The organism is Synechococcus lacustris Maggiore-St4-Slac, from assembly GCF_024345595.1.
GTDB classification, from domain to species: domain Bacteria; phylum Cyanobacteriota; class Cyanobacteriia; order PCC-6307; family Cyanobiaceae; genus Synechococcus_D; species Synechococcus_D lacustris.
On record NZ_JAGQBK010000005.1, the window covers coordinates 20,541 to 44,393 of the forward strand.

At 52.9% G+C, this 23,853-nt stretch carries 25 protein-coding genes; 6 read left to right on the forward strand and 19 right to left on the reverse strand.

Annotated elements, in window-relative coordinates; genetic code table 11:
- Positions 1 to 41 precede the first annotated feature (41 nt).
- The 3 genes from KBY68_RS05260 to KBY68_RS05270 are packed head-to-tail and all read right to left on the reverse strand — an operon-like array spanning position 42 to position 2,426.
- Positions 42 to 731 (reverse strand): TIGR04283 family arsenosugar biosynthesis glycosyltransferase, encoded by a 690-nt coding sequence (locus KBY68_RS05260; RefSeq protein WP_255096189.1) that lies wholly within the window; start codon positions 729 to 731, stop codon positions 42 to 44.
- A complete protein-coding gene (locus tag KBY68_RS05265; RefSeq protein WP_255096190.1) occupies positions 718 to 1,302 on the reverse strand; it encodes a TIGR04282 family arsenosugar biosynthesis glycosyltransferase in 585 nt (194 codons plus the stop codon). The genes KBY68_RS05260 and KBY68_RS05265 overlap by 14 nt, the downstream gene beginning before the upstream one ends.
- The gene (locus KBY68_RS05270) at positions 1,299 to 2,426 is read right to left on the reverse strand and encodes a trypsin-like peptidase domain-containing protein (protein WP_255096192.1); all 1,128 of its coding nucleotides are present in this window, start codon (positions 2,424 to 2,426) and stop codon (positions 1,299 to 1,301) included. Before KBY68_RS05270 ends, KBY68_RS05265 begins: the two co-directional genes overlap by 4 nt.
- A gap of 99 nt (positions 2,427 to 2,525) precedes the next feature.
- Here KBY68_RS05270 and dnaA point away from each other — a divergent pair, with 99 nt between their 5' ends.
- On the forward strand, positions 2,526 to 3,905 hold the full coding sequence (gene dnaA, locus KBY68_RS05275) for a chromosomal replication initiator protein DnaA (RefSeq protein WP_255096193.1): 1,380 nt from the start codon (positions 2,526 to 2,528) through the stop codon (positions 3,903 to 3,905).
- A 38-nt stretch (positions 3,906 to 3,943) separates the two neighbouring features.
- On the opposite strand, the gene KBY68_RS05280 is transcribed toward dnaA, so the two are convergent.
- The 15 genes from KBY68_RS05280 to KBY68_RS05355 all read right to left on the reverse strand — a co-directional run bounded on the left by KBY68_RS05280 (position 3,944) and on the right by KBY68_RS05355 (position 17,643).
- Positions 3,944 to 4,198: a 4a-hydroxytetrahydrobiopterin dehydratase gene (locus KBY68_RS05280; protein WP_106499468.1), complete on the reverse strand. Its 255-nt coding sequence runs from the start codon at positions 4,196 to 4,198 to the stop codon at positions 3,944 to 3,946.
- A gap of 10 nt (positions 4,199 to 4,208) precedes the next feature.
- On the reverse strand, positions 4,209 to 5,348 hold the full coding sequence (locus tag KBY68_RS05285) for a CO2 hydration protein (RefSeq protein WP_255096194.1): 1,140 nt from the start codon (positions 5,346 to 5,348) through the stop codon (positions 4,209 to 4,211).
- Entirely contained in the window at positions 5,348 to 6,853 is a 1,506-nt protein-coding gene (locus tag KBY68_RS05290; RefSeq protein ID WP_255096196.1) for an NADH-quinone oxidoreductase subunit M, read from the reverse strand. The genes KBY68_RS05285 and KBY68_RS05290 overlap by 1 nt, the downstream gene beginning before the upstream one ends.
- A gap of 7 nt (positions 6,854 to 6,860) precedes the next feature.
- Entirely contained in the window at positions 6,861 to 8,717 is a 1,857-nt protein-coding gene (locus KBY68_RS05295; RefSeq protein ID WP_255096197.1) for an NAD(P)H-quinone oxidoreductase subunit F, read from the reverse strand.
- A 3-nt stretch (positions 8,718 to 8,720) separates the two neighbouring features.
- Positions 8,721 to 9,158, reverse strand: a complete 438-nt coding sequence (locus KBY68_RS05300; RefSeq protein WP_255096199.1) for a ferritin-like domain-containing protein — start codon at positions 9,156 to 9,158, stop codon at positions 8,721 to 8,723.
- Between the two features lie 5 nt (positions 9,159 to 9,163).
- Positions 9,164 to 9,619 (reverse strand): alpha-carboxysome major shell protein CsoS1, encoded by a 456-nt coding sequence (locus tag KBY68_RS05305; RefSeq protein ID WP_315855648.1) that lies wholly within the window; start codon positions 9,617 to 9,619, stop codon positions 9,164 to 9,166.
- Positions 9,620 to 9,664: 45 nt separating this feature from the next.
- Positions 9,665 to 9,916 carry a carboxysome peptide B gene (locus KBY68_RS05315; protein WP_106499473.1) on the reverse strand — a complete coding sequence of 84 codons (252 nt, stop codon included), beginning with the start codon at positions 9,914 to 9,916 and terminating at the stop codon, positions 9,665 to 9,667.
- Positions 9,916 to 10,194, reverse strand: a complete 279-nt coding sequence (locus KBY68_RS05320) for an alpha-carboxysome shell vertex protein CsoS4 (RefSeq protein ID WP_106499474.1) — start codon at positions 10,192 to 10,194, stop codon at positions 9,916 to 9,918. Before KBY68_RS05320 ends, KBY68_RS05315 begins: the two co-directional genes overlap by 1 nt.
- A gap of 1 nt (position 10,195) precedes the next feature.
- On the reverse strand, positions 10,196 to 11,680 hold the full coding sequence (locus KBY68_RS05325; RefSeq protein WP_255096305.1) for a carboxysome shell carbonic anhydrase: 1,485 nt from the start codon (positions 11,678 to 11,680) through the stop codon (positions 10,196 to 10,198).
- A complete protein-coding gene (gene csoS2 / locus KBY68_RS05330; RefSeq protein WP_255096201.1) occupies positions 11,680 to 13,959 on the reverse strand; it encodes an alpha-carboxysome scaffolding protein CsoS2 in 2,280 nt (759 codons plus the stop codon). The genes KBY68_RS05325 and csoS2 overlap by 1 nt, the downstream gene beginning before the upstream one ends.
- A gap of 69 nt (positions 13,960 to 14,028) precedes the next feature.
- On the reverse strand, positions 14,029 to 14,370 hold the full coding sequence (locus KBY68_RS05335; protein WP_106499476.1) for a ribulose bisphosphate carboxylase small subunit: 342 nt from the start codon (positions 14,368 to 14,370) through the stop codon (positions 14,029 to 14,031).
- A gap of 41 nt (positions 14,371 to 14,411) precedes the next feature.
- Positions 14,412 to 15,827, reverse strand: a complete 1,416-nt coding sequence (locus KBY68_RS05340; protein ID WP_255096202.1) for a form I ribulose bisphosphate carboxylase large subunit — start codon at positions 15,825 to 15,827, stop codon at positions 14,412 to 14,414.
- A gap of 67 nt (positions 15,828 to 15,894) precedes the next feature.
- Positions 15,895 to 16,209, reverse strand: a complete 315-nt coding sequence (locus tag KBY68_RS05345; RefSeq protein ID WP_106499478.1) for an alpha-carboxysome major shell protein CsoS1 — start codon at positions 16,207 to 16,209, stop codon at positions 15,895 to 15,897.
- A 156-nt stretch (positions 16,210 to 16,365) separates the two neighbouring features.
- Entirely contained in the window at positions 16,366 to 16,650 is a 285-nt protein-coding gene (locus KBY68_RS05350) for a P-II family nitrogen regulator (protein WP_106499479.1), read from the reverse strand.
- Between the two features lie 3 nt (positions 16,651 to 16,653).
- Complete coding sequence (locus KBY68_RS05355; protein ID WP_106499480.1) at positions 16,654 to 17,643, reverse strand: sodium-dependent bicarbonate transport family permease; 990 nt, start codon at positions 17,641 to 17,643, stop codon at positions 16,654 to 16,656.
- A gap of 101 nt (positions 17,644 to 17,744) precedes the next feature.
- Here KBY68_RS05355 and rdgB point away from each other — a divergent pair, with 101 nt between their 5' ends.
- Positions 17,745 to 18,326: an RdgB/HAM1 family non-canonical purine NTP pyrophosphatase gene (gene rdgB, locus KBY68_RS05360; RefSeq protein ID WP_255096306.1), complete on the forward strand. Its 582-nt coding sequence runs from the start codon at positions 17,745 to 17,747 to the stop codon at positions 18,324 to 18,326.
- 10 nt (positions 18,327 to 18,336) lie between these two features.
- Here the strand turns inward: rdgB and KBY68_RS05365 are convergent, their stop codons facing one another.
- The gene (locus KBY68_RS05365) at positions 18,337 to 19,080 is read right to left on the reverse strand and encodes a BMC domain-containing protein (RefSeq protein WP_106499482.1); all 744 of its coding nucleotides are present in this window, start codon (positions 19,078 to 19,080) and stop codon (positions 18,337 to 18,339) included.
- 144 nt (positions 19,081 to 19,224) lie between these two features.
- Here KBY68_RS05365 and KBY68_RS05370 point away from each other — a divergent pair, with 144 nt between their 5' ends.
- The 4 genes from KBY68_RS05370 to bchL all read left to right on the forward strand — a co-directional run bounded on the left by KBY68_RS05370 (position 19,225) and on the right by bchL (position 23,567).
- Positions 19,225 to 19,677, forward strand: coding sequence for a DUF8679 domain-containing protein (locus KBY68_RS05370; protein ID WP_390623282.1), 453 nt, complete (start codon positions 19,225 to 19,227; stop codon positions 19,675 to 19,677).
- Positions 19,678 to 19,793: 116 nt separating this feature from the next.
- On the forward strand, positions 19,794 to 21,032 hold the full coding sequence (locus KBY68_RS05375) for a ferredoxin:protochlorophyllide reductase (ATP-dependent) subunit N (protein ID WP_255096308.1): 1,239 nt from the start codon (positions 19,794 to 19,796) through the stop codon (positions 21,030 to 21,032).
- A gap of 6 nt (positions 21,033 to 21,038) precedes the next feature.
- Positions 21,039 to 22,598: a ferredoxin:protochlorophyllide reductase (ATP-dependent) subunit B gene (locus tag KBY68_RS05380; protein WP_255096204.1), complete on the forward strand. Its 1,560-nt coding sequence runs from the start codon at positions 21,039 to 21,041 to the stop codon at positions 22,596 to 22,598.
- 60 nt (positions 22,599 to 22,658) lie between these two features.
- Positions 22,659 to 23,567 carry a ferredoxin:protochlorophyllide reductase (ATP-dependent) iron-sulfur ATP-binding protein gene (gene bchL, locus KBY68_RS05385; RefSeq protein ID WP_106499484.1) on the forward strand — a complete coding sequence of 303 codons (909 nt, stop codon included), beginning with the start codon at positions 22,659 to 22,661 and terminating at the stop codon, positions 23,565 to 23,567.
- The last annotated feature ends 286 nt before the right edge of the window (positions 23,568 to 23,853 follow it).

A 23,853-nucleotide genomic window follows, 5' to 3' on the forward strand; every position in this document is an offset into this window, starting at 1 on the left:
GGTGAAATGGGAAAAAATTCTATTATTGCAATTTTTTATGATTAATATTGTTTCTGTAAAATTTCCGCACTCACCCCACGGCGCCAGGCGGCCCGTAATTTTGCATTCCGCCAGCAACTGCGCCACACCCCTAAACGTTGCCAGCGTCTACCACTAACCGTTATCGCTGCTGGTGCTATCACCACAGAGCCAAGTTTTTTTAAGCGTTGCACAAAATCAAGATCTTCCATTAATGGGATCGGTTGAAAACCTCCCACCAACCCATAGGTTTGTTTTGTTATCGCCAAGCCTTGATCGCCATAGGGAAGTTCACGCCAGCTACTGCGCAAATGCACAAAGAATTCAAGTAGGCGCAGGCGCCATCCCGCAGCCTGCACCCTTAAGCGAAAGGCGGCAGCACTAACCCCTGGTTGTTCTAAACAATCAGCCAGCAGGCCACACCACCCCGCAGGTAAACGGGCATCGGCATGAACAAAAAACAAATGGCTGCCCCTTGCCTGCAATGCGCCATGGGCTAATTGGGCTCCGCGATTGGCACAACTAAATCTCAATAACTTGGCACCCATCAACAGGGCTAATTCACAACTGCCATCACTGCTGCCGCCATCAACCACTATCAATTCAGTCACGTCCTGCAACTGAGCCAACAGGCCACCAAGCAACTCCACTTCGTTCAGCACTGGAATCACCACACTCCACTGGCCTGGTTCCCGGAAATTAGCCATCGCCATCTCCCTCGCAATCGCCAAACCATGGGTTGAGGTTTTGCAACTGATCAATATCAGCTCTGCTTTTTAGCAGCCATGGATATAAACCTAAAATTTGCGCCCTATCTGTAGTTGCAGCAAGCACCTGATTGCTACCCCATGGGATTCCGCTAAATAAGGAACCATGCGAGTGGTTTAAACCAATTAACCAATAGCCCCCATCTAGGGCTGGTCCTATCACCAAATCCCGTTGGTTGAGTGCTTCAAATGCATCGTTAATATCCATAGCGCTAAGCAGCGGTAGATCACTACCTATCAACACCACATGCCTAGCGCCGCCCCTGAATGCCTTTGCAAATTGCCGTTGCATTCGCAAGCCAAGGCCACCTACCCCCTGGGCACAACCAATTGCTATAACCACAGCTCCATTTGCGGTAGTTGATCGCCATTGATTAGCTACCGCAAGGGTGTGGGCCAACAGTTGCCTTTGAACCCGAGCGGCAGCCACTGCTCCGATATCTATCGCTAATCTGCGTTTACATCTACCAGGTGCTGGCAAACGGCCCAGCAGCACCAAAACCCTGCTAGCCCTCACCCCTGGCCCCTAGGTAACTCCATCGGCCGCAACTTAAAGGCTTGGGTTTTACCCTGCCGTTCCACTGTGATCATTAATTCACGACCAACCTGGCCGCCTTCCACCGCCACCTGCACATCAGAGGGGCTCTTAACCGGCTGGTTGGCAACTTTCAAGATCAAATCACAACTGCGCAATCCCCCTTGGGCCGCGGGGCTGCCCTGCACCACATCAACTACCACCACAGCATTGCGTTCAGGCAATTTGCAATTGTTACCAGTGGCATTCACCTCCCTAGCCAGCTGTGGAGTAATCGCCTGCAGTTTTACACCTAAATAAGGATGGCTAGCCCTGCCTGCTTCGAGGATTTGTTGAGCAACAACTTTTGCTTTATTGATGGGAATAGCAAAACTCAAACCAGCACCTGGTGCTTGGCGAATCGCTGTATTAATACCGATCACTTGGCCGCGATCATTAATTAATGGTCCACCGCTGTTGCCCGGATTAACTGCCGCATCCGTTTGGATATAAGCAACCCGTTGGCCGCCACCAAGGGCATCGGTGCGGGCAGTAGCACTAACAATTCCAAGCGTTACGGTGTTATCAAGGCCGAGGGGATTACCGATGGCGATGGCCCATTCCCCTGGACGCACATTCGCTGAATTACCAAGCGGTGCCACAGGTAACCCCTGGGCTGCCACCTTTACAACGGCCACATCGGTGAGGGGATCTGCGCCGAGCACTTTGCCAGGAAAACTACGGCCATCGGGCAGGGTGATAGCAACACTGCCCGCCCCCTCGACCACATGGGCATTCGTAAGCAATAAACCATCGGATCGGGTAATAAAACCTGAGCCGAGCCCCTGCTGCTCCTGCAACGGCGGGCCCATGCCAAAAATGCCGCCGATTGGATTAGCAACTTCTTTTTTGATATCGATCCGCACCACAGCAGGCCCCACCTTGGCCACCGCATCGGCCACAAAACTGCTTCCCACAGCGATCGGCGCCTGGGATGGACCATCGCTTAACTGCGGCGCCTTAGGGGGTGCACCAGGGCGCCATAGGGAGCTGCAGCCCCCAAGCAGCAAAAGCACTGGCAGCAGTTGGGGAAAGCGAAATTCAAAATTGCAACGCACAGGACCCATCGGTAACGGCTGATTGCTGGAAGTATCGCGCTAGGCGGTAGAAGCTGCGCAATGCATCTATATTCGGAATTCGGCACAGGTTGGATCGGTTTTCCCCAAGTGACAGCCTCGCCTTTGCCAGAGCCAGATTTATGGGATCAAGTGCAGAAAGAACTGCACAGCAATCTCAGCAAACCAACATTTGAAACATGGATACGGCCGGTGCGTTGCCTTGCAGCCACTGGCGACACCCTGCAATTGGAAGCACCAAATCCATTTGCCTCCGGCTGGTTACAACGCAACTACCTGGGCCTGATCACCGAACTGGCTAGCGCCCACGGCGGTAGAGCCGTGCAGGTGATCATCACAAGCGCAAACGATCCAGGTGGCTCTCCGCCCCTACCCGCCCCCAGCAACTATCAGCCAAGCAACACACAACCTCAAACTCCCACCCCAGCCACGCGGCTAAGGGCAAACCTCAACCCCCGCTACACATTTCAACGCTTTGTGGTGGGCCCCAACAGCCGCATGGCCCATGCCGCGGCCTTAGCCGTGGCCGAATCGCCCGGCAGGGAATTCAACCCCCTTTTCCTGTGTGGTGGTGTGGGCTTAGGTAAAACCCATCTGATGCAAGCCATCGGCCACTACCGGGTGGAGATCGATCCAGAGGCGAGGGTTTTTTATGTTTCAACAGAAACATTCACCAATGATTTAATCCTTGCCATTCGCAAAGATGGAATGCAGGCCTTCCGCGATCGCTATCGCGCCTGTGACCTTATTTTAGTAGATGATATTCAATTCATTGAAGGCAAGGAATACACCCAAGAAGAATTTTTTCACACCTTTAATGCCCTACATGAAGCCGGTCGTCAAATCGTTATCGCCAGCGATCGGCCCCCAAGTCAAATTCAACGCTTGCAGGAACGGCTGATCTCACGTTTTTCCATGGGCTTAATTGCCGATGTTCAAACACCAGATTTGGAAACGCGAATGGCGATTTTGCATAAAAAAGCAGAACAGGAAAAAATGAAATTACCACGTGATTTAATTCAATATCTAGCCGGCCGCTTCACATCAAATATTCGTGAATTAGAGGGTGCCCTCACCCGGGCTGTGGCCTTTGCATCTATTACTGGCCTACCAATGACAGTGGAATCAGTTGCACCTCTACTTGGTTCATCAATGCCGGAAGGAGAGATTAATCCCAAATTATTGCTAGAAAAAATTGCTGAGGTTTTTGGTGTTAGCACGGTTGAGATGTGCAGCAGCAGTCGTAAAAAAGCTGTTAGCCAAGCCCGCCAGGTGGGAATGCATTTAATGCGTCAATGCACAAACCTAAGCCTGCCTAAAATTGGCGAACAATTTGGTGGTAAAGATCACACAACTGTGATGTATGCAGTGCAGCAAATAGAGAAAAAACTGGGCACCGATCCAAATCTTGCCAACCAAGTGCAGCAGGTTAAAGATCTACTGCAAATTGATTCCCGCAGGCGCAATTAATAAATCAACCAATTAATAAACAAACCAATTAAAAAAGCTCATATCAGGCCATCGATGCTGGTTGCAAAAGCGTAATCTTCCTCTGATATTGGAGATCCTTCATTTTCAGACCTAAGGGTAATATTCACATAGGTGCGGCCAAAGCTGATGTCGGGAAAGCGGCCCTGCTGCTCACAAAAATCATTCAAGCGATCTAAAAAATCACGATTGCTGGCGTAGTTGCTGAATTCAAGCCGCCTTTCCAGCCACTCCACACGGTCTGGTTTTGGTCTAGCTGTCCATTGATGATCCATAGCTGAAACTTTAAGCCGCTAGGCAATCGGTGCGCCCTTGGCAAAGACGCTGGGCCCAGGCATTGGCGTAGGCCCCATCAGCGGCAATTTCAGCGGCATCGGCACCGGCCAAACCATGGGGGAAAGTACCAGCGATGGCGGCGTTGGTTACACAAAACATCGCCTTCTGAAAGCTGCTGCAGATCTTCACTCGCACATCACCAGCACCGCGGGTGCGGCCTTCGTAGAGCTGCTCCAAGCGCAAAGGCAGGTGGCGATACATGTCCTGCATCAACAAGCTGGGCGGGATGCCAGCCCCCATGCTGGGCAGGGGGTCTGCGTAGAGGGCCCCATAACAAAACTTGGCCTGATCAGGGGATATTTGTTGCGCCTGGGCATTAAAGGAAACGGTGCCCAAAAATGGCGTACCCCTAAGGAAAACAGCCTCCACATAGGGAACAGCCACATCACCAAGAAAAGTGAGGCCAGCTTCTGGGGGCAAGATCCAATAATGATTGCCATCAATCTGCACCCCATAGCTGATCGGATTAGCAGCAGCTGCCACCAAGCCAAGCTTTATGAAATCAACAAGCTCAGCGATTGAGCTAACCCGGCCATCGGCCTCGGCGCTGGCCAGATCGATGAACAGATCGCTCATCACACGCCAAAATTGCCCCAAGGCATGGGTAGTGGCAGCAGAGCGAATCAACTCAGCTAAAAACTGCGGGAAAACAGGATGCAAAATACCCAACAATGGATCTCGCCGTTTACGGGCAATGATCAAGGCACAATTATTTAAAAATTGATCGCTATCAAGATAGGCGTCCATCCCGCCTGTGCCATGCCAAAGCATGGATTTCATGCAATATTCCGCATATTCAAAATTAATGCGGTCATGGCAAAGATGCCGCCAGATTTTTGCAATTGATTTATCACCATTTAAATACTTAAACAATGGAAAAGGCACGAGGAATTGATCTTCAGCCTGATAAATCAAATTTTTACTATAGGCATCGAGCACTTCACCATAGCTTTTAAGAACATCAACCACCTCAATTAAATGGGTTTTAGTATCGGCTAGTAATGGTTCAGAAGCAAGTAATTTACGTTGCAATTCCAAGGCACTTGGAACTGCCCCAGAGCGCACCAATTCAGAAGGTATAACTGGCATTAGCCCACCCCAGCAAATAATTGGGCCATGGCGCCTGTGGCTGCATTGCTTACACTGCCGAGACCCACTGGCAACAAACCAATTGAAATAACAGCAATGGCTAAGGCAAGGGCTGGGATTGTTTCCCTTAGCGCCACTGGTGCCAATTGCACATCTAAGCGTTTATGCAGTTCTGGATCATCAGCTGGGGTGATAGCTAAACGGCCAAAAAAGGCGCGATTCACAAGCAAGAGAAAGTAAACAGCAGTTAAACCAGATCCAACCATGGAAAGCAAAGTAGCTAATGGATAGGTTTGGATGCTGCCCCTAAATACAAGGAATTCTGAAATAAAACCAGCCGTTCCTGGTAAACCAGCACTTGCCATAACGCCAAGAATCATCAGGGTGCCCGTAAAGGGAAGCCCCCGCTCAGGATTAAGAAGGCCCCTCAACACTTCCAAGTCTCTGGTGCCAGTTTTGCGATAAACAATACCCACAAGTAGAAACAAAAGAGCCGAAATCAAGCCATGGCTAACCATTTGAAAAACAGCGCCCGTTAGGGCAACAGGGGTGGCTGCAGCTGCCGCCAGCAACACATAACCCATGTGGCCCACGGAGCTAAAGGCAACCATGCGCTTCATGTCCCTTTGGGCGATAGCCGCAAATGATCCATAGAGCACTGAAATTGCAGCCCAAATTGCCATGGCGGGAGCAAGCAAAGCCCAAGCATCAGGAAACATCCCTAAGCCAAAACGCAGCAAGCCATAGGTGCCAAGTTTCAACAACACTCCCGCAAGAAGAACTGAAACAGGCGTGGAAGCCTGGGTGTGGGCATCAGGCAACCAACTATGAAATGGCACAAGCGGAATTTTGATGCCAAAACCCACCAATAAACAACCCAGCAACAGGAGTTGACTAGTCATACTAATATTTTCAGTTATTAGCGGGCTCAAACTAAAATCAACACTGCCATTAATTAAGGCTAAGCCAAGGAAAGCAGCAAGGATAAGAACACCTGAAAGGGCAGTGAACAAAAGGAATTTAGTGGCTGCATAAACCCTCTGGGCGCCACCCCAAATCAAAATAAGAAGCCAGAGGGGAATTAATTCCAGCTCGTAGAAAAGCAGAAAAAACAATAAATTATTAGCAACAAATGCGCCATTAACAGCGCAGCTAATTAGCAAAATAAGAGCAAAGTAAAGCCTGGGTCTTTCGGTCAATTCCCTTGTGCATACAGCCGCCACAAGGGTTAGGGCGGCATTTAATAACACCAATGGTAGAGAAAGACCATCTATCCCTAATTCATAACGCAAGCCAAGCTTCTCCACCCAGCTATATGATTCCTGCAATTGCATGCCAGAAATCTCTGGATCAAAGGCAAACAGTAACCTCAAACTCCATATTAATTGAACAACCAACACGGCAATTGCTATGCTACGCATGCGCGTAGGTGCAAGATTGCTTGGCAAAATTAGAAAGAGCAATGCCCCAACCAGGGGAATTAAAAGCAGGATCGAAAGCATCATAATTCGCTCACCCTAAAGACCAAATTAGCGAGCCCAATAGCAGCACAATCGCTAACACTGCTGTGAGCACATAGGTTTGCATTTGGCCACTAACAGCAAGTTTTAAGCCCTGGGCCCCCTGCATTGAAAGCAATCCCAAGCGATTAGCAAGGCCGGTGATAACCTCTTGATCAAATCTATTAGTTAAATCGGCAAAGCCTGCAACCAATCTAACAATCGTAGCTCGGTATAATTTATCTGTATAAAAATCGTATGCAAGTAGATCTTGCAGAGCTCTCAAAGGTTTCAATACGGAGCGCGACCAGAAGCGGTCTAAACGCACCAAGCTGCCAGCCAGCACCCCAAGGGCGCCACTGGCAACAACCAGGCCAATACTTGTTGAATTAACAGCGGATAAACCAGCTACGGGATTTAGGCGCTGAAACATTAATGGTAATAACAAAACTATTACGGTTAAACTAACCATTGGTAAAGCCATCAACCAATTCACCTCAGGGGCCCGGCGCGTTTTGGGATGGGGAGTATCTAGGAAAACCTGCCTATAAACCCTCACCAAATTAAATGCTGTTAAGCCATTTGTTATCAACACAACGGCAGCCAAGAATGGCTGATTTGGCAAGAAGGCTTGCACCAGAAAGCCAAAACACCAAAAACAACCCAAGGGCAATAGGCCGGTTAGGCCAGCCCCAGCCACCAAAAAAGCGCTGGTGGTGGCTGGCATGCGTGATCCCAAGCCGCCTAGTTCCGTGAGGTCTTGGCAATTAGTTGTGGCAATAACACTGCCAACACCCATGAAAATAAGTGCTTTTGCTAGGCCGTGGGCAAACAACAACAGCAGTGCCACCGCCGGTTGTTGTAGGGCAATTGCAATAAAAACGAGTCCGAGGTATGAACTTGTGCCATAGGAAAATGCCCTTTTAAGATCCACTTGGGCAATGGCAACCAGGGCGCCGCCAATGGCACTTATGGTGCCCACAACCAATAAAACATCCACTGCAAGTGGCGAAAATTGCAGCAATGGCATCAACTTAAGTAGCACCAATGCTCCGCAGGTAACTACCGCTGAATTACGCAGAATTGAAGCTGGGTTTGGGCCCTCCATCGCCTCATCCAGCCAGAGATGCATGGGAAACTGGGCGCATTTACCCATGGGTCCTGCAATCAAGCCTAAGCCGATTAAAGTACCTGCCAGGGGGGTTAAGGCGCCAGTGGCGGTGGCTGTGGCACCCCATTCATAAAGATCATTAAATTCTAAGGATCCAGCCCACGCAGATAGGGCAACCATCCCCATTAAAAGCATCACATCACCAACGCGTTTTGTGAGAAACGCATCCCGGGCAGCGGTAACAACCAAGGGTTGGGCATACCAAAAACCCACCAATAAATAGGTAGACAATGTAAGCATTTCCAGCAGGAAATAGCTAACAAATAAATTACTGCTAAGCACCACACCGGCCATAGCCCCCTCAAAGAAACCCAACAGGGCATAGAAACGGGCTAAAGACCATTCCTTATCTAAATAACCAAGGGCGAAAACCTGCCCTAATAAACTCATAACCGTAACAAATTCCAAGGCCGAGAGATTTGTAAGGCTTAGTTCAAAACCGATTTGGAGTTTTAAATCAGCAACAGCAAACCAATCAAACTGCAGGCGTTGGGCACCCAGTTGCAATATTTGGCGCAACACCAAACTGCCATGGATTACACCAAGCAATGTCATTAACAAATTTAAATATGCAGCTGGCCTTGGCCCCTGGCGTTTAAACCAACCGGCCGCCCATGGCAACGAAAGCAGCATGCCACTCAAGCCATATATAGGAATCAGCCACACAAGCTGAATTGAGAGGGGTAAATCGGATTGCATAAATCAGGAATGCTGCAATGCTTGCAACCAAGCAGCTAAATCAACGCTATGTAGTTGTTCTTCCTCAAGTAGTGCTTGAAAAAAATCCCTGTTATCGCGATCATTAATCAATTGGCAAAACCTACTTGCCTCCGTGTAATGAAAAACCAAATCTTCCTCTAATTTGAGATTAGCTAGCAGCAGCCCCTCCAAATTATTTGCACTATCAACAGGCCGCAATTGAGATGCGGCAGGGGCAACGCCAAGGCTGAGCATGCGATTAATGATGCGTTCACTGTGTTGCATCTCCTCAACTGCTTCCTTGCGAAAACGATCAGCAGCTTCCACTAGCTGCCAGTTGTTAACTAAACAAGCATGGGTGATGTATTGCTGCACCGCAGAGAACTCAAGGCTTAAGGCCCTACCTAGGGCCGCAAGCACCCTTGGATGAATTGTTGCCATGGGCCTTAACTCCGTCGGCTGCCGCTAGCGATCAAGGCAGGCTCCACCTCTGCGTGGGGACGGGCGATGATGTGGGCTGCCACTAGTCCATCGCCAACCCTTTCACAGGCATCAGCACCGGCCCTAACGGCTGCATTAACAGCTCCAGTTTCACCGCGCACCATCACGGTTACATAACCGCCGCCCACGAATTCACGGGCGATCAAGGTAACTTCTGCAGCTTTGGTCATGGCATCAGCGGCCTCGATGGCAGGCACCAAGCCACGGGTTTCAATCATGCCTAAAGCGATACCTTGAATTGGATTTGTCATGGCGGTTGCACGGCTACGGGTGGAAGGACTTTTTGGAGCGCTGGTGCTTGCTTTAGCTGGAACAGCTGGGGGTGTTGAAGGGGGAGTTGACGGCGATGTTGACGAGGATGGCACGGATTCAGCGGGCTGACGGGGTGTGGGGGTTGCCATGGCTGGAAGTGTTGTAAATGGTTAGTGAGCGAGGGGATTACTGGGTCAGCCGTCGGGGGCCCAGAAATCAATAATTCCGCCGATGGTGAGATCTGTATATGTATTTGGATCAGGGCAAGCAAAGCGGGCCGCAGAACCACTGGCAGTAAAAACCCAATTGCCTGCTGAAGCACCAACTGGGTCTACGGCAACGCTTAATTTGCCTTTATTGCTGCGCAACACCCTTAGGTGCATATGGCCTAAACCAGCCACCCGATGGGTGCAAACAAGAGAACCGATCACCTGCATGATTTCCATTAGCTGGCCACCGGTGTTGCAGGGGGCTTGGGTGGTTCTGGTTCCCAATGGTCGATGATGCCAACAATTGTTAAATCGCTGGGGTAAGACTTACTTCCAGCCGCCTCCCTAGCGGCAGAACTGCCCACGCAAATTACCCAGTCGCCAGGCACACAACCCACAGCATCTACCGCCACCTTTTGGGTGCTGCCATCAAGCACAACCTGCAGATGTTTATGTTCAAAATCTGGAATGCGATTGGTTGAAACCAACGGCTTCACAACTTTACAAATAAGCATCTCAATGACCTCCAGGGGTGGGAAATGTAATGGTTGATCTAACCGTTTCCGCGGGCACAAAGCGGTCGCGATCCCTCACAGATAACAGCACATGCAGCAGCCCCTGTTGATAAAGATCGGCATAACGTTGCTCCATGGCAGTCATCACCCTTTCCCCATGGGCAATGGCCCTTTCCCTGGCACCTGGCACATTGCCGCGGTAATCAAAACGCACCACAACGGGCACTGGTAAACCGCGGGAAACATTTAAACCACGAAAGATTTTAATGCCCACATCAAGATCTGCTGTGCCTTCTTCAACCGTATCAACGTAGGCAAAGTAAGTGAGGTTGCGCAGATGGATTTCCTTAAAGCCAATGCCAACGCCAATGAATCGTTCGGCATGGCCGGCATCGCCATAGGCACCGCCGTGGTATTCACGAACATAATCAATTTGGGAGATGTTGTTTTCAATCAACTGCGAAATCAAAGTGATCATCCCTGCATCGGGCTCCCCCTCCACGGCCAACTCCACCATTTGGCGAATCTTTTCTCGAGCAGCCTGGGGAGTTAAAGACTTAGTTGCTTCATAAATATTGCTTGCATCAAGCCATTGATCCAAAGCTGCATTGCCCTCGCGATCGGGCACATGCACTCGTATTGCGTCGGTGTCGGTGTCTAGGCCGAGCAGCAATAGGTCTACGGATGCACCACAGCAAAAACTATTTTCAACAGCAACCCGGAAGGCCTGCAGTCTGTCCATGCCAGCGGCTGCCGCAGCTGAATCATTGGAAGCATGGGCGGCGCAGCCTTCATGGCTTGGGTCAATCGAGCTGAAGTGATACACCACCGCTTTCAGGTAACGGGTGGGTTCGTGGGCAGCGTTGGGCTTGGCTTCTCTAAAACGTAAATGTTCAGTTTTTACCCAACGATCAACGGTATTTTCCACATCAAACATGGCCCCAGCATGGGGCCGCCGCCGCACACAACTAAAGGGAATACGTAATCCAAATGCAATCGCATGGGCCAAACGACCATCTGCACATGGGGTGATATCGAGCAGATGAAAGCCACATTCAATTAATAGGCTTTCAAATGAATCGCCGTTGGTGCCATCAAGGGGGTCGGTTTCAAAAAATGCTTGGCTTGTTTGTTCATAGGTTTCAAATACGCACCAAGCGAATAGGCGGCGCATATCCAACTGGGTTACCCAAGCCATCTCAAGGATTGGCAATGGCAATTCATAGCCGAGCTCAGCTTTAGCTAATCGTTGTGCATCGTTAATAAAATTTGGCTCATGCTGCAATGCGGATAGCTGTTGCAGCACCGGAACAATGCGATCAAATGAGCCTTTTACCTGCTGGTCGTAGGCATGCAAACGGCTATTTGCAGCTGAATCACTAAGGCAGTGGCCTGAGCTACTAGCGCGGTTTGGCCACACCACTGGGCGACGCCTGGGAGCGGTGGGCTCAAAGGGCCTAGCGGTGTAGGAAGCACGGCGCTGGATCAACCGCGGGCACCCCCAGACACAGTGATCAACGAACCCTTATCGGTGTTGCCGCTTGAACCAGTAACCCTGCTAACCGGGGCGACAATGTCTTCATTGCGCTTTTGCTGCATAGCAGCCATTGAATTTTGCAAGCCCACCCGGGAGGGATTACGTCTACGGGCGGAGGGTCCCTCGGTGCCAGTTACACGCTTGCCACGGTCCCAGTCGTCGCCGGTGATTTTATGGCCTGAACCCTCACCGGTAACCCGAGAAACAGGTTCCTGGCCTGGCTCTGCTGGAGCGGCTTGCACCACGGCAGCACTGGGGGAGCGATCAAAACGAAACTGTTCTGTGCCGGTTACCTTGCCGCTCGCCATGTCAAAGGGACCTGTGATGCGGCCACCTTGCTCATAGGTGCTTCCGGTTACGGCACCAACTTTTTCCCGTTGCGCTTGGGCTGAACGGGCCGGCGACTGAATACTGAAGCGCTGCCAATTGGTTCCAGCTATGGGCTGGGGGAAATCAGGCTCACTGGCAAAGCTTTTGCCGCAGCTGTTCTGCTGTTGATCAGCCCCCACATAGGGCGTGCCGGTGATGTTTTCGCAAGCACCCCGTTCAGCGCCGGTCATCACACCGCCAATCCCCGGCTGAAGCCCCGTTAATGGGCTGGCCTGGCGCCTGGGGGTTCTGGCTTGGATAGCAGCTGAAGCGGCGGGGGAACAAAAATTTCCAGCCTGCTCCAAACCTATATATGGAGTGCCCGTAACGATCTTGCAGCTGCCTGGTTCATCGCCGGTAACTTTGTCGGAGCGACCGGTGCTGGTGCCACTCACCACCAAGCTGCGGCTGGTGAGGCTAAAACCAACCTTGGCTGCTTCTGGACTGGGGCTGGTGGCGCAAAAGCGCTCATATTGCTGGCTGCCAACGTATTCATCACCGGTTACCAAACGGCAGCTGCCGGGTTCATCGCCGGTAACTTTGTCGTGGCGACCCACATGGGTACCAGTGATACCAGTGCCTTTAATCGTATTTAGGCTGCTCACCTTGGTGGCTGCCCGTCCGCCAACCGGGGGCTCCGAGCCCAGGTATTGATCGCCGGTTAACTGCAAACCGGAGCCGCTTTCATCACCCGTAACCTTTTCGCTCCTGCCCACGATCACACCAGATACGGCCTGGCCTCCGAGGGTGTTACTGCGGCCAACTTTGCGCACACTTGGGCTGAATCCACCGCAATAGGCAGCGGATTGATTGGCGGAAATATATTCAGTGCCCGTGATTGATTTACAGGTGCCTGGCTCATCGCCAGTTACCTTTTCACTGCGACCAACTTCGTTGCCGGTAACGCGATTGCCGTGGCTGGTGGCACTAACGCGCACCTTTGCCGGCTGCTGGGAAGCAGGCTTGGTTTGGCAAAAGGTTTGGAACACCTCAGCGCCTAGATATTCAGTGCCGGTAATAGTTCTGCAGGTGGCAGCTTCGTTGCCGGTGGTTTTAAGGGAGCGATTGGCCTGGGTGCCGGTAACGGTTGAACCTGCAAGGGTTTCACTAACCCCTACCTTCCAGGAGGCATCAGCGGCGGCGGCTTGCTTAGATCCGTGCCTATTGGGGCCGCTGGGGCGACTGGAGCTGCCACTGGTGCGGGCAACAGCAGCTGCACCGGTTTTACTGCGCAGTTCGCGGATTTTTAAGGCGAGCTCACGGCTGCTGATATCTGGGTTTCCCTGGCGCATTACCGCTGCGGTGCCGCTGGCCTGGCTGGTATTGGCGAGCTTTCCCCGTTTCGCTAGGGCTTCCCTACGGGCCAGTACAAGGGCACGGCTTGGGTTGTGCTGGCTCTGGCGACGGGGGGTTTGCTGGTTGTGGGGGCGGGCCGAAGCAGCGCCTGGGCTGAAAATAGTTGTTGGTGCTTGGGTTGGGGTGGCTACGGGAACCACCACAGGTGTTGCTGGGGGAGTTTGTTTTGCCACATCACTGCGGGTGCGGTCTTTACCGGATTCAGCCCGTTTGCCACGGCGGCTTAAGGCCTCGCGCCTGGCAAGGGCAAGATCGCGGCTGGGGTTGGCGATGCGCCCCCTATTCAGGTTGTGGCTTGGGGCCACCAAACTCTGCTGGCGAAACACCGTTGGCTCAACGGTTACAGGTGCAGAAGCAACAACAGCAGTGCGACTGGGGCGAGCCTCAACGGCACTGCGCACCCTTCCGGCACTGGTGGAATAGCGCTTTTCGGCTGTTTTTCCACCATTGGAAAGCGCCATGCGCCTTGCCAATGCCGCCTCGCGACTCGACTGCTGTGCCATATCCGCCCCCTAGATAAAAAAGCTTGTGAAAAGGTCCCCGCCGAAACGGGGACCAAATTGATGCGCTGATCAGCGCGCTTCGAAAACAACGAAGCAAGAACCCTGGCTCTGGGTGTAGGCGTCGTAGCCCACCAGACGCACGTGGTGGTCGGGGTATGCCCGATGGCAACCCTCGAGTTCGCTCACGATCACACTCAGATCCTTTTCACCGAAGAACGGCAACTTCCAATACGACCAATAGATCGACATGGAACGGCTGGGATGAACGTGCTCCACCACAGGGCTCCAGCCCTGGGCAATGATGTAGGCGATCTGGTCGTAGATCTCGTCCTGGGTCATCGGCGGTAGAAAGCCGAATGTCTCCAAGGTGGCGACTGTTTGATAGTCACCCACGGTGCTCTTAAAGGGCATGGGGATCCTTAGTGGTTTGGTTTACAGGAAGTCGCCTTGGATCAGGCGTTCACGTCGAGCTTGTCGACGGTGTCGAACTCGAACTTGATCTCCTTCCAAGTTTCGAGGGCAATGGCCAGCTCGGGGCTGTGCTTCGCGGCTTCCGTGAGGATGTCGCGGCCTTCCTTCTCAATTTCGCGACCGGCGTTGCGTGCCTTAACGCAGGCCTCGAGGGCCACGCGGTTAGCAGCGGCGCCAGCGGCGGAACCCCAGGGGTGACCGTGGGTGCCACCACCGAATTGGAGAACGGAATCGTCGCCGAAGATCGCCACCAGGGCGGGCATGTGCCACACGTGAATACCGCCGGAGGCAACGGCAAACACACCGGGCATTGAACCCCAGTCTTGATCGAAGAAGTTACCGCGGGTGCGGTCTTCGGGCACGAATGATTCGCGCAGTTGGTCGATATAACCGAGGGTTGTTTGACGGTCGCCCTCGAGTTTGCCCACCACCGTGCCGGTGTGGAGCTGGTCACCACCAGACAAACGCAGGCACTTGGCGAGCACGCGGAAGTGAATGCCGTGCTTGGGATGGCGGTCGATCACAGCGTGCATGGCACGGTGGATGTGAAGCAGCATCCCGTTTTTGCGGCACCACCTAGACAAACCGGTGTTGGCGGTAAAGCCACCAGTTATGTAGTCGTGCATGATGATCGGCTGATCGAGTTCCTTAGCGAACTCGGCCCGCTCATACATTTCTTCAGGGGTATTGGCGGTGCAATTGAGGTAGTGACCTTTGCGTTCGCCGGTTTCCTGCTCAGCCAATTTCACAGCTTCAGCAACGAACTCGAAACGGTTCTGCCAACGCTGGAAAGGCTGGGAGTTGATGTTTTCGTCGTCTTTGGTGAAATCAAGGCCACCGCGGAGACATTCATAAACCACCCGGCCGTAGTTTTTACCGCTCAGGCCGAGTTTCGGCTTGATGGTGCAACCAAGCAGGGGACGGCCGTACTTGTTCATACGGTCGCGCTCAACCTGGATCCCGTTGGGGGGACCACCACAGGTTTTGATGAAGGCCAAGGGGAAACGGATGTCCTCTAGGCGCAGGTGACGCAGGGCTTTAAAACCGAACACGTTGCCCACCAAGGAGGTGAGCACGTTGGTGATGGAGCCCTCTTCAAACAGGTCGAGGGGATAGGCGATGAAGGCATAGAAAGCCTCCTTGTCGCCGGGCACCTCTTCGATGCGGTAGCAACGGCCTTTGTAGAAGTCGAGGTCGGTTAGGAGCTCAGACCACACGGTGGACCAGGTGCCAGTAGAGGATTCAGCGGCTACAGCGGCAGCCACTTCTTCCCTGGGAACACCTTCCTGGCCGGTGCACTTGAAACAGGCCAGCAGGTCGGAATCGAGGGGAACGTAGTCAGGAGTCCAGTAGGTGTCCCTGTACTCCTTGACCCCTGCGTCGTACTTCTTGCTCATGGGGAAAACTCAGATGGATTCAGTTGGGGATTGGGGTTCGGTGTCCCGCCGGGGGAGCGCCTAGACCTCAGTCCTTGGAACCCAGGAAGTTGCTGCTGCCACCGAGGGCAGGCTCCACTTCGCGGTGGGGACGGGCGATGATGTGGGCGGCAACAAGGCCGTCACCAACGCGTTCGCAGGCATCGGCGCCTGCGCGCACTGCCGCGTTTACTGCGCCGGTTTCACCGCGCACCAAAACGGTTACGTAGCCGCCGCCGACGAACTCACGACCGATCAGTCGCACTTCTGCGGCTTTGGTCATGGCGTCTGCCGCCTCGATCGCAGGCACGAGGCCGCGGGTTTCAATCATGCCGAGGGCAATGCCCATTGTTTCGCTTGCCATTGCCAACTCCTGAAGGGGGGGCGGAAAGTTCGCCGCTAACACTGCTCCCGCAAAGGCGCATCCGTCAAGACGTTTGAGACCCCTAACCAATCAGCGTCTGAGGGGGCTCATATAAGCAACACTGATCAAAGCAACTTCTATCTTTACAATTGGTTTTCAAAGCGGTTGGGCATCGGCAACGAATGCAACCCCACCGAAATATTCCAAAATTGAATTAACCGCTGGCTTGAGCCGCTCAATCGTGGCTTCGTCGCAAAAAACAATTACGTGGGCATTTGCGCCAAGGCCACTGAACTCCATCGATTCAGACACCACATCGCCACTACGCCCCCTGCCAGTTACGTGGCGCATCACTGAATAGCCAGGCGCCCCTGCAGCTCGAATGGCATGGAGCACTTTGTCGAGCTCGCGCTCGCTCATGATCAAATCAAGGCGTTTCATGGCTCAACCGGCAGGGATAAAGCGCTGAATCAGCGCCATGTATAAGGGGATACCAAATATTATATTGAACGGAAAAGTAATACCCAATGAGCTTGATATATAGAGGCTTGGATTAGCTTCAGGCACCGTCATTCTCATCGCTGCAGGTACGGCGATGTAGGAGGCGCTTGCACACAACACCATGAATAACAATGCGTTGCCCTGACTCAAACCCAAAAACACAGCAATCCCCAAACCAATGCCTGCATTTAAAAGGGGCATCAGCAGGGCAAAACCAGTAAGAAATGCCCCGGCGCGCCTTAGGTCCCCCAGCCTTTGAGCCGCAATAATGCCCATGTCTAACAGGAAAAAACAAAGCACCCCATAGAAAAGCCTGCCGGTGAAAGGCTCCATTTTTTCAACGCCACTGGGGTTGAAAAATGCAACAAGAAAGCCAATTATCAAGCTGCCAATCAACAGATAAACGGAGCTATTTAAAAAGGCTTCATGCAGCAGGGCCCCCCAGCCAGCGTTCACATCACTGCGGCGATCGCGGGCCGCTAATTTAACAAGTAGCAAGCCAACAATTATGGCCGGCGACTCCATCAGAGCCAAGGCCGCAACCATGAAACCATCTGATTGGATGTTCAATACCTTGAGAAAGCTTTCAGCTGTAATAAAAGTAACTGCTGAAATCGAACCGTAGGCAGCTGCAATCGCAGCAGAATTGAACACGTCAAATTTACTGCGCAATAGAAAAAAGCAGTAGATAGGCACCAGCACCGACATCACAACCGCAGCTGAAATTGTTAAAACAACATTTCCACCAAGGCCGCTGTGCTGCAATTCAACACCCCCTTTAAAACCGATAGACAGCAATAAATAAAGGGAAAATAACTTGGGCAGTGGGGCTGGAATCTCTAAATCGGTGCCCAACAGCACCGCAAAAACCCCAAGAAAAAAGAACAAAATTGCTGGTGAGAGCAAATTTTGCAGAACCAGGCTTGTATCCAATGGCCTCCTTTGGGGCGTGTTTGTCTACTGGAATTAAGCAGGGCTGTCAAAGAGCAGAATGGCCCACCTGGTGCAGGGCAAGGGTGGCAAAAAATCCAAAGGTGCTTGTGATCGCTAGCGGTAATCCCGTCAAAGTGGCTGAAATAAAAGCGATCTTGGCTCCCGTTGAGCTGCAGGTGCGCCAACAGCCTGAGGGGTTGGAAATTGCTGAAACCGGTAGCACCTACTTAGAAAATGCCCGTTTAAAGGCCGCTGAGGTGGCTCGCATCTGCGGCCACTGGGCCCTAGCTGATGATTCAGGCCTTGAGGTGGATGCCCTGGGCGGTGCACCAGGTATTTATTCCGCCAGATATGCGGCGAGTGATAAGCAAAGAATTGAGCGGCTTTTAGAAGAACTGAAGGGAAGTATTTACCGAAGCGCCGGTTTTCATAGTGCCGTGGCCTTGGCCGACCCCTTCGGCAACATCCGCCTGGAGGCAGAGGGTATTTGTAGAGGTGAAATTCTCAGCTCACCAAGGGGGGAGGGTTATGGCTACGACCCTGTTTTTTGGCTGCGGGAAGCGGGAAGCACCTACGGCCAAATGCCACCCCATCAAAAAATCAAATTGGGCAGCCGGGGCAAAGCGATCCGGGCCATAGCCGCCCAGATGGCCCACCTATTGGAAATTGAATTAACTAACTAATGGGAAATAACTAACGGGAATTAATGCTTGCCACAGCACGCATGGCAGCGGCGGCAGCCTCCTCCACATCACCTTCTTTCCCCGCCAAGGTGAGGCGGCCAAAGGCACCCACAGCCTTCACATCCACCACGGTGATGTTTGAAGCCTTCTCAGCTTCATTGGCGGCAATCAGCACATAGCCAGCCGGCTCTGTTTCCAAGATGAACATGCTCATGCCCGATTGAATCATCGAACCGCGCCGATTTAGGCGGTTGATCAAAACCGCATGGTCGGGGGTGATGGCACGGATGATCTCCGTCCAGCTAACAGTGCAAGGGCTGCGTCGATCAACGCTGCTGCCGATCGACTCCAGCACCACCTGGCCCGAATGCAACACATTGCTTTGGTCGCGGTGATAAAGGGCCAAGGAGCCAAATGCCCTCTCCACCACCATTTGGCCCAAGCGCACGGTGCTCGCCTTCAGGGCGATATCGGTAACCCGATGAACTGCCATGCCTGGTGAAACCTCAAGCCAGAGGCAGGCATCGCCTGGAATAGGTAAAAAGCCCTGGGAAACAGTGCCCATGTAGGCCGCCAACTGGGGCTGCAGGGAATCAAGAAACACATAGGTGCGCAGCTGGATCGATCCCACCTGCCCCCCCTGCCTTGCCAGCCGTCGCCCCTCGCTATCGGTGGTAACGGTTACGCAACTTGGCCCACTGGCCACATCCACCTGGGTACCTGTAATAGCAACACCTGAGCCGCCATCACGCATACCGGCCCGCCGACGCCGTATGGAGAGATCGTCGGCAGAGGTTGACAGGGGATTTTTGATTAATAGTGGCGCGACTCTACCGGGCTACCCCTTGCGCTCACCTTGGGAGTGGGTACCTTCCGGCCAATACCCCTAGCAATGCTGATGGCAACCACAACCCGTTCCAGCGAAGCTCAACCCATCGCCAACCAAGAACCCCAAGCCAATTTCTCTGAGTTGATTGCCACAGCCATGGATCAAGGGGTGAAGCCTGAACAGGCCCTCGCCTTCATCGGCCTCGGCCTGATGCACAAAATGGGCACCCCAAACCACAGCAACTTCACCACGATTTGGAATGAAAGCCAGGGAGAGGCCGCTGACCTGCACAATTTGCGCCAACGGCTTGAGCTCACCGACCTGGCTGTGCGCACCGGTGCGCCCTTAAGCACCGCTGAAGTTGCAGTGCTGTTGGGTGCCCGTCCAGGTACTCCAGTGGTGGAAAGGGGTGGCCTAGTGGCGCGCCGCATCAGCCGCAATGTGTGGAAATTAAGCCGCTCTGCTGATGGCGCTGAGCGCCAAGCCGGCGGCTATGGAGATGCTTTCCGCCGTCGCCTCTAGAAAATTCAGCTTTTAGAGCAACAAATTTGTTGTTTTTCCCCTAGATCCGGAAGATAAGGAAACGACTGGAGCACTTAATGCACCAGCACGCCTATCAATAGCTGTATCTACTAGTGCTGCTGTTGGAGATTCTCAAGGAAAATGGCCAGAGGGAGGTGTTTTGCGGACTCACCTCCATCGTTTGGCTCCACCGCCGCATGCCAGATGCCTTCTTTTTGGTGGTGGGCTCCCGCACCTGCGCCCATCTGGTTCAAAGCGCCGCAGGCGTGATGATTTTTGCTGAACCCCGTTTTGGCACAGCCATTTTGGGGGAAAGGGACCTGGCCGGTTTAGCCGATGCAAATGAGGAGTTAGATCGGGTTGTTGGCGATCTGCTGGCGCGCCGCCCAGAAATCCGCACCCTCTTTCTGGTGGGTTCCTGCCCCAGTGAGGTGATCAAGCTCGACCTAGCTAAAGCAGCGGAACGGCTCAGCACCCGCCTGCAGGGCTCCGTGCGGGTTGTTAATTACAGCGGCAGTGGCATTGAAACCACCTTCACCCAAGGGGAAGACAATGCCCTCACCGCCCTAGTGCCCTTCCTGCCCCGCAACGATGAAGCACAACTGCTGCTGGTGGGCACCCTTGCCGATGGGGTGGAAGAGCGCTTTTTAACCTTGTTTGAGCGGCTTGGCATCACAAAAGTTGCAAGCTTGCCGCCGCGGCGCTCCACCGATCTACCCAGCCTTGGCAGCGGCACCAAAGTGTTGCTTGCTCAACCCTTCCTAGGGGCTACGGCTAGGGCTCTCCAGGCCCGCGGCGCCCAATTAATCAGCAGCCCCTACCCCCTTGGCGTGGAGGGCAGCAGCCTTTGGTTTGAAGCTGCGGCAACCGCTTTCGGCATCGATCCAGCCCACACCGCATCGGTGCTCAACCCCCTTAAAGAAAGGGGCAGGGCGGCAGTGGCTCCCCATCGCCTTGAACTGGAGGGCAAGCGCCTGTTTCTGCTGCCAGATTCCCAAATGGAGCTTGCCCTTGGCCGTTTCCTGCATCGGGAATGCGGCATGGAGTTGGTGGAGGTGGGCACTCCATACCTGGATCGCGCCCTGCAACAGCCTGAGCTTGATCTCCTGCCAGCAAACCTAAATTTGAGTGAAGGACAACATCTAGAGAAACAACTGGATAGGGTGCGGGCAGCCAAGCCCGATCTTGTGGTGTGTGGCATGGGTTTAGCCAATCCCCTTGAGGCGGAAGGCATTGCCACCAAATGGTCGATCGAATTGGTTTTTAGCCCAATTCACGGCTGCGACCAAGCCGGTGATTTAGCTGAATTATTTGCTCGGCCCCTGCGCCGGCGCGCTGCCCTGGCCTTTAACTGAAATCCCATGGAACTTACCCTCTGGACCTACGAAGGCCCCCCCCACGTGGGGGCTATGCGCATAGCCACTTCAATGGAAGGGCTGCACTACGTGCTCCATGCCCCCCAAGGGGACACCTATGCCGACCTGCTGTTCACGATGATCGAGCGGCAAAACAAGCGGCCGCCAGTTACCTACACCACATTTCAAGCCAGGGACCTGGGGGGCGACACCGCCGATTTAGTAAAGCGTTCAATCAGCGATGCGGTGGAACGCTTTAAGCCGGAGGCTTTGCTCGTGGGTGAAAGCTGCACAGCGGAATTAATCCAGGATCAACCAGGCAGCCTTGCCCAAGGCATGGGTTTCAACCTGCCGATCGTGAATTTGGAATTGCCCGCCTATTCAAAAAAAGAAAATTGGGGTGCTTCCGAAACCTTCTATCAACTACTGCGAACCCTGCTCAAAGATCAAGTATTAGCCCCTGGCGCTGCCAAACCAAGCCCCAGCCGCTGGCGCGCGGAAGGGCGCAAACCGCGGCTTAATTTGCTGGGCCCCAGCTTGCTGGGTTTTCGCTGCCGCGACGACGTTATTGAGGTAACAAAATTATTAGCTGATATGGGCATCGATGTGAATGTGGTGGCACCCCTGGGGGCCAGCCCTTCGGATCTAAAACGGATTCCAGAGGCGGATGCAAACCTCTGCCTCTATCCAGAAATTGTTGAAAGCAGCTGCAGTTGGCTGGAGCGTCAACTGGGCATGGCTGTTGTGCGCACGGTACCCATCGGCATTGGCGCCACCCAGCAGTTTCGAGAGGAGATCGCAACTGTTTTAGGGCTTGATCAATTGCCGCCAGCGCCGGAGCGATCAAGGATGCCTTGGTATTCGCAATCGGTGGATTCCACCTACCTAACGGGCAAGCGGGTATTTATTTTTGCCGATGCCACCCACGCGATTGCAGCAGCGCGTATTGCCAGTAAAGAACTGGGCTTCCAAGTGGTGGGGCTGGGCAGCTACTGCCGCGAGCAAGCAAGGGCTGTGCGGGCTGCCGCCCAGGAGCTAGGCCTTGAAGCATTAATCAGCGACAACTACCTAGAGGTGGAGGCAGCCATGGCAGCGGCTGCCCCCGAATTGGTGCTTGGCACCCAAATGGAGCGCCATAGCGCCAAGCGGCTTGGGATTCCATGCGCTGTAATTTCAGCGCCATTGCATGTGCAAGATGTGCCGGCCCGCTATGCACCGCAGATGGGTTGGGAAGGGGCAAATGTAATTTTCGACAGCTGGGTGCACCCCTTGATGATGGGATTAGAGGAACATCTAATTGGAATGTTCCGCCATGATTTTGAGTTTGTTGAGGGCCACATGAGCCATAAGGGCCAAAAAACAGCAGTGGCCGAAACAGCAGCACCTGAAGTTCAAACGGATGCTGGCTGCACCTGGGCTAATAGCGGAACAGCTGAATTAGGCAGAATTCCCTTTTTTGTGCGCGGCAAAGTGAAACGCAACACCGAAGCCTTTGCCCAGGAGCGAGGCATCAAGGAAATCACCGATGAGGTGCTATATGAAGCTAAGGCCCATTTCACGCGGTAGATCTTCATCCCCTTAGCAAGCAACAGCTGAATTCCTTCCATCCCCACCCCTGAACCGCTGATGACCGCCACGATCACCCCCCCCAGCAGCAGCACCAACAGCCGTGAAGACGGCGAAGGTAGCCTCCAAGTGCATCAAGACGCCTCGATGCAAATCGAGGAAGGCGCCCTAGTTATCGCCGTTTATGGCAAGGGGGGCATTGGTAAATCAACAACCTCTTCCAACCTTTCAGCTGCTTTTTCTAAACTTGGCAAGCGGGTATTGCAGATCGGCTGCGATCCAAAACACGACAGCACCTTTACGCTTACCAAAAAAATGGTGCCAACGGTTATTGATATTTTAGAAACCGTTGATTTTCACACTGAAGAACTACGCCCCGAAGATTTTGTGTTTGAAGGCTACAACGGTGTGATGTGCGTGGAGTCTGGCGGTCCCCCTGCCGGCACTGGCTGCGGCGGTTATGTAACAGGCCAAACCGTAAAATTGTTAAAAGAGCACCATCTTTTAGAAGATACGGATGTTGTTATTTTTGATGTTCTTGGAGATGTGGTGTGTGGCGGTTTCGCTGCGCCGCTCCAGCATGCAAATTATTGCTTAATCGTAACCGCAAATGATTTTGATTCTATTTTTGCAATGAATAGGATCATTGCCGCCATTCAAGCAAAGGCAAAGAACTATAAAGTTCGCCTCGGGGGAGTTGTGGCAAATCGCAGTAAAGACACGGATCAAATTGATAAATTCAATGAGCGTGTAGGCATGCGCACAATGGCCCACTTCCCCGATTTGGATGCCATACGCCGCTCGCGATTAAAGAAGTGCACGATATTTGAAATGGAAGCAACACCTGAGGTGGAAGCCGTGCAAAAAGAATACATAGCCCTTGCCCAACGCATGCTTGATAATGTGGTTCCCCTAGAAGCTGAATCACTTAAAGATCGTGAGATATTCGACCTGCTGGGTTTCGATTAAAACCCGAGAAAGTTTCAAGATATAAATTAAATAAACAGAATCATCAATGATTGTAAGCGCATCCCAACACAGTTTATTTGCATTGGGTCTTACCATATTAGCTGGGTTATCCACTGGAATAGGTAGTTTACTAGGGCTTAGCACCCGCAGATCAAACACAACATTTTTAACACTTTCCCTTGGCTTTTCTGCAGGGGCGATGATATACGTTTCATTGGTGGAAATATTACCTAAAGCGCGCTTGGCTCTACAGCCACTATTAGGAAACAGTTTAGGATATTTAGCA

Excerpts from the sequence above, each read along its gene's own strand:
- KBY68_RS05260 (WP_255096189.1), bottom strand. The coding sequence starts at position 731 with ATGGCGATGGCTAATTTCCGGGAACCAGGCCAGTGGAGTGTGGTGATT.
- KBY68_RS05270 (WP_255096192.1), bottom strand. The coding sequence starts at position 2,426 with ATGGGTCCTGTGCGTTGCAATTTTGAATTTCGCTTTCCCCAACTGCTG.
- KBY68_RS05280 (WP_106499468.1), bottom strand. The coding sequence starts at position 4,198 with ATGGATCATCAATGGACAGCTAGACCAAAACCAGACCGTGTGGAGTGG.
- KBY68_RS05285 (WP_255096194.1), bottom strand. The coding sequence starts at position 5,348 with ATGCCAGTTATACCTTCTGAATTGGTGCGCTCTGGGGCAGTTCCAAGT.
- KBY68_RS05290 (WP_255096196.1), bottom strand. The coding sequence starts at position 6,853 with ATGATGCTTTCGATCCTGCTTTTAATTCCCCTGGTTGGGGCATTGCTC.
- KBY68_RS05295 (WP_255096197.1), bottom strand. The coding sequence starts at position 8,717 with ATGCAATCCGATTTACCCCTCTCAATTCAGCTTGTGTGGCTGATTCCT.
- KBY68_RS05300 (WP_255096199.1), bottom strand. The coding sequence starts at position 9,158 with ATGGCAACAATTCATCCAAGGGTGCTTGCGGCCCTAGGTAGGGCCTTA.
- KBY68_RS05305 (WP_315855648.1), bottom strand. The coding sequence starts at position 9,619 with ATGGCAACCCCCACACCCCGTCAGCCCGCTGAATCCGTGCCATCCTCG.
- KBY68_RS05315 (WP_106499473.1), bottom strand. The coding sequence starts at position 9,916 with ATGGAAATCATGCAGGTGATCGGTTCTCTTGTTTGCACCCATCGGGTG.
- KBY68_RS05320 (WP_106499474.1), bottom strand. The coding sequence starts at position 10,194 with ATGCTTATTTGTAAAGTTGTGAAGCCGTTGGTTTCAACCAATCGCATT.
- csoS2 (WP_255096201.1), bottom strand. The coding sequence starts at position 13,959 with ATGGCACAGCAGTCGAGTCGCGAGGCGGCATTGGCAAGGCGCATGGCG.
- KBY68_RS05335 (WP_106499476.1), bottom strand. The coding sequence starts at position 14,370 with ATGCCCTTTAAGAGCACCGTGGGTGACTATCAAACAGTCGCCACCTTG.
- KBY68_RS05340 (WP_255096202.1), bottom strand. The coding sequence starts at position 15,827 with ATGAGCAAGAAGTACGACGCAGGGGTCAAGGAGTACAGGGACACCTAC.
- KBY68_RS05345 (WP_106499478.1), bottom strand. The coding sequence starts at position 16,209 with ATGGCAAGCGAAACAATGGGCATTGCCCTCGGCATGATTGAAACCCGC.
- KBY68_RS05350 (WP_106499479.1), bottom strand. The coding sequence starts at position 16,650 with ATGAAACGCCTTGATTTGATCATGAGCGAGCGCGAGCTCGACAAAGTG.
- KBY68_RS05365 (WP_106499482.1), bottom strand. The coding sequence starts at position 19,080 with ATGCGTGATGGCGGCTCAGGTGTTGCTATTACAGGTACCCAGGTGGAT.
- KBY68_RS05370 (WP_390623282.1), top strand. The coding sequence starts at position 19,225 with ATGGCAACCACAACCCGTTCCAGCGAAGCTCAACCCATCGCCAACCAA.
- KBY68_RS05380 (WP_255096204.1), top strand. The coding sequence starts at position 21,039 with ATGGAACTTACCCTCTGGACCTACGAAGGCCCCCCCCACGTGGGGGCT.
- bchL (WP_106499484.1), top strand. The coding sequence starts at position 22,659 with ATGACCGCCACGATCACCCCCCCCAGCAGCAGCACCAACAGCCGTGAA.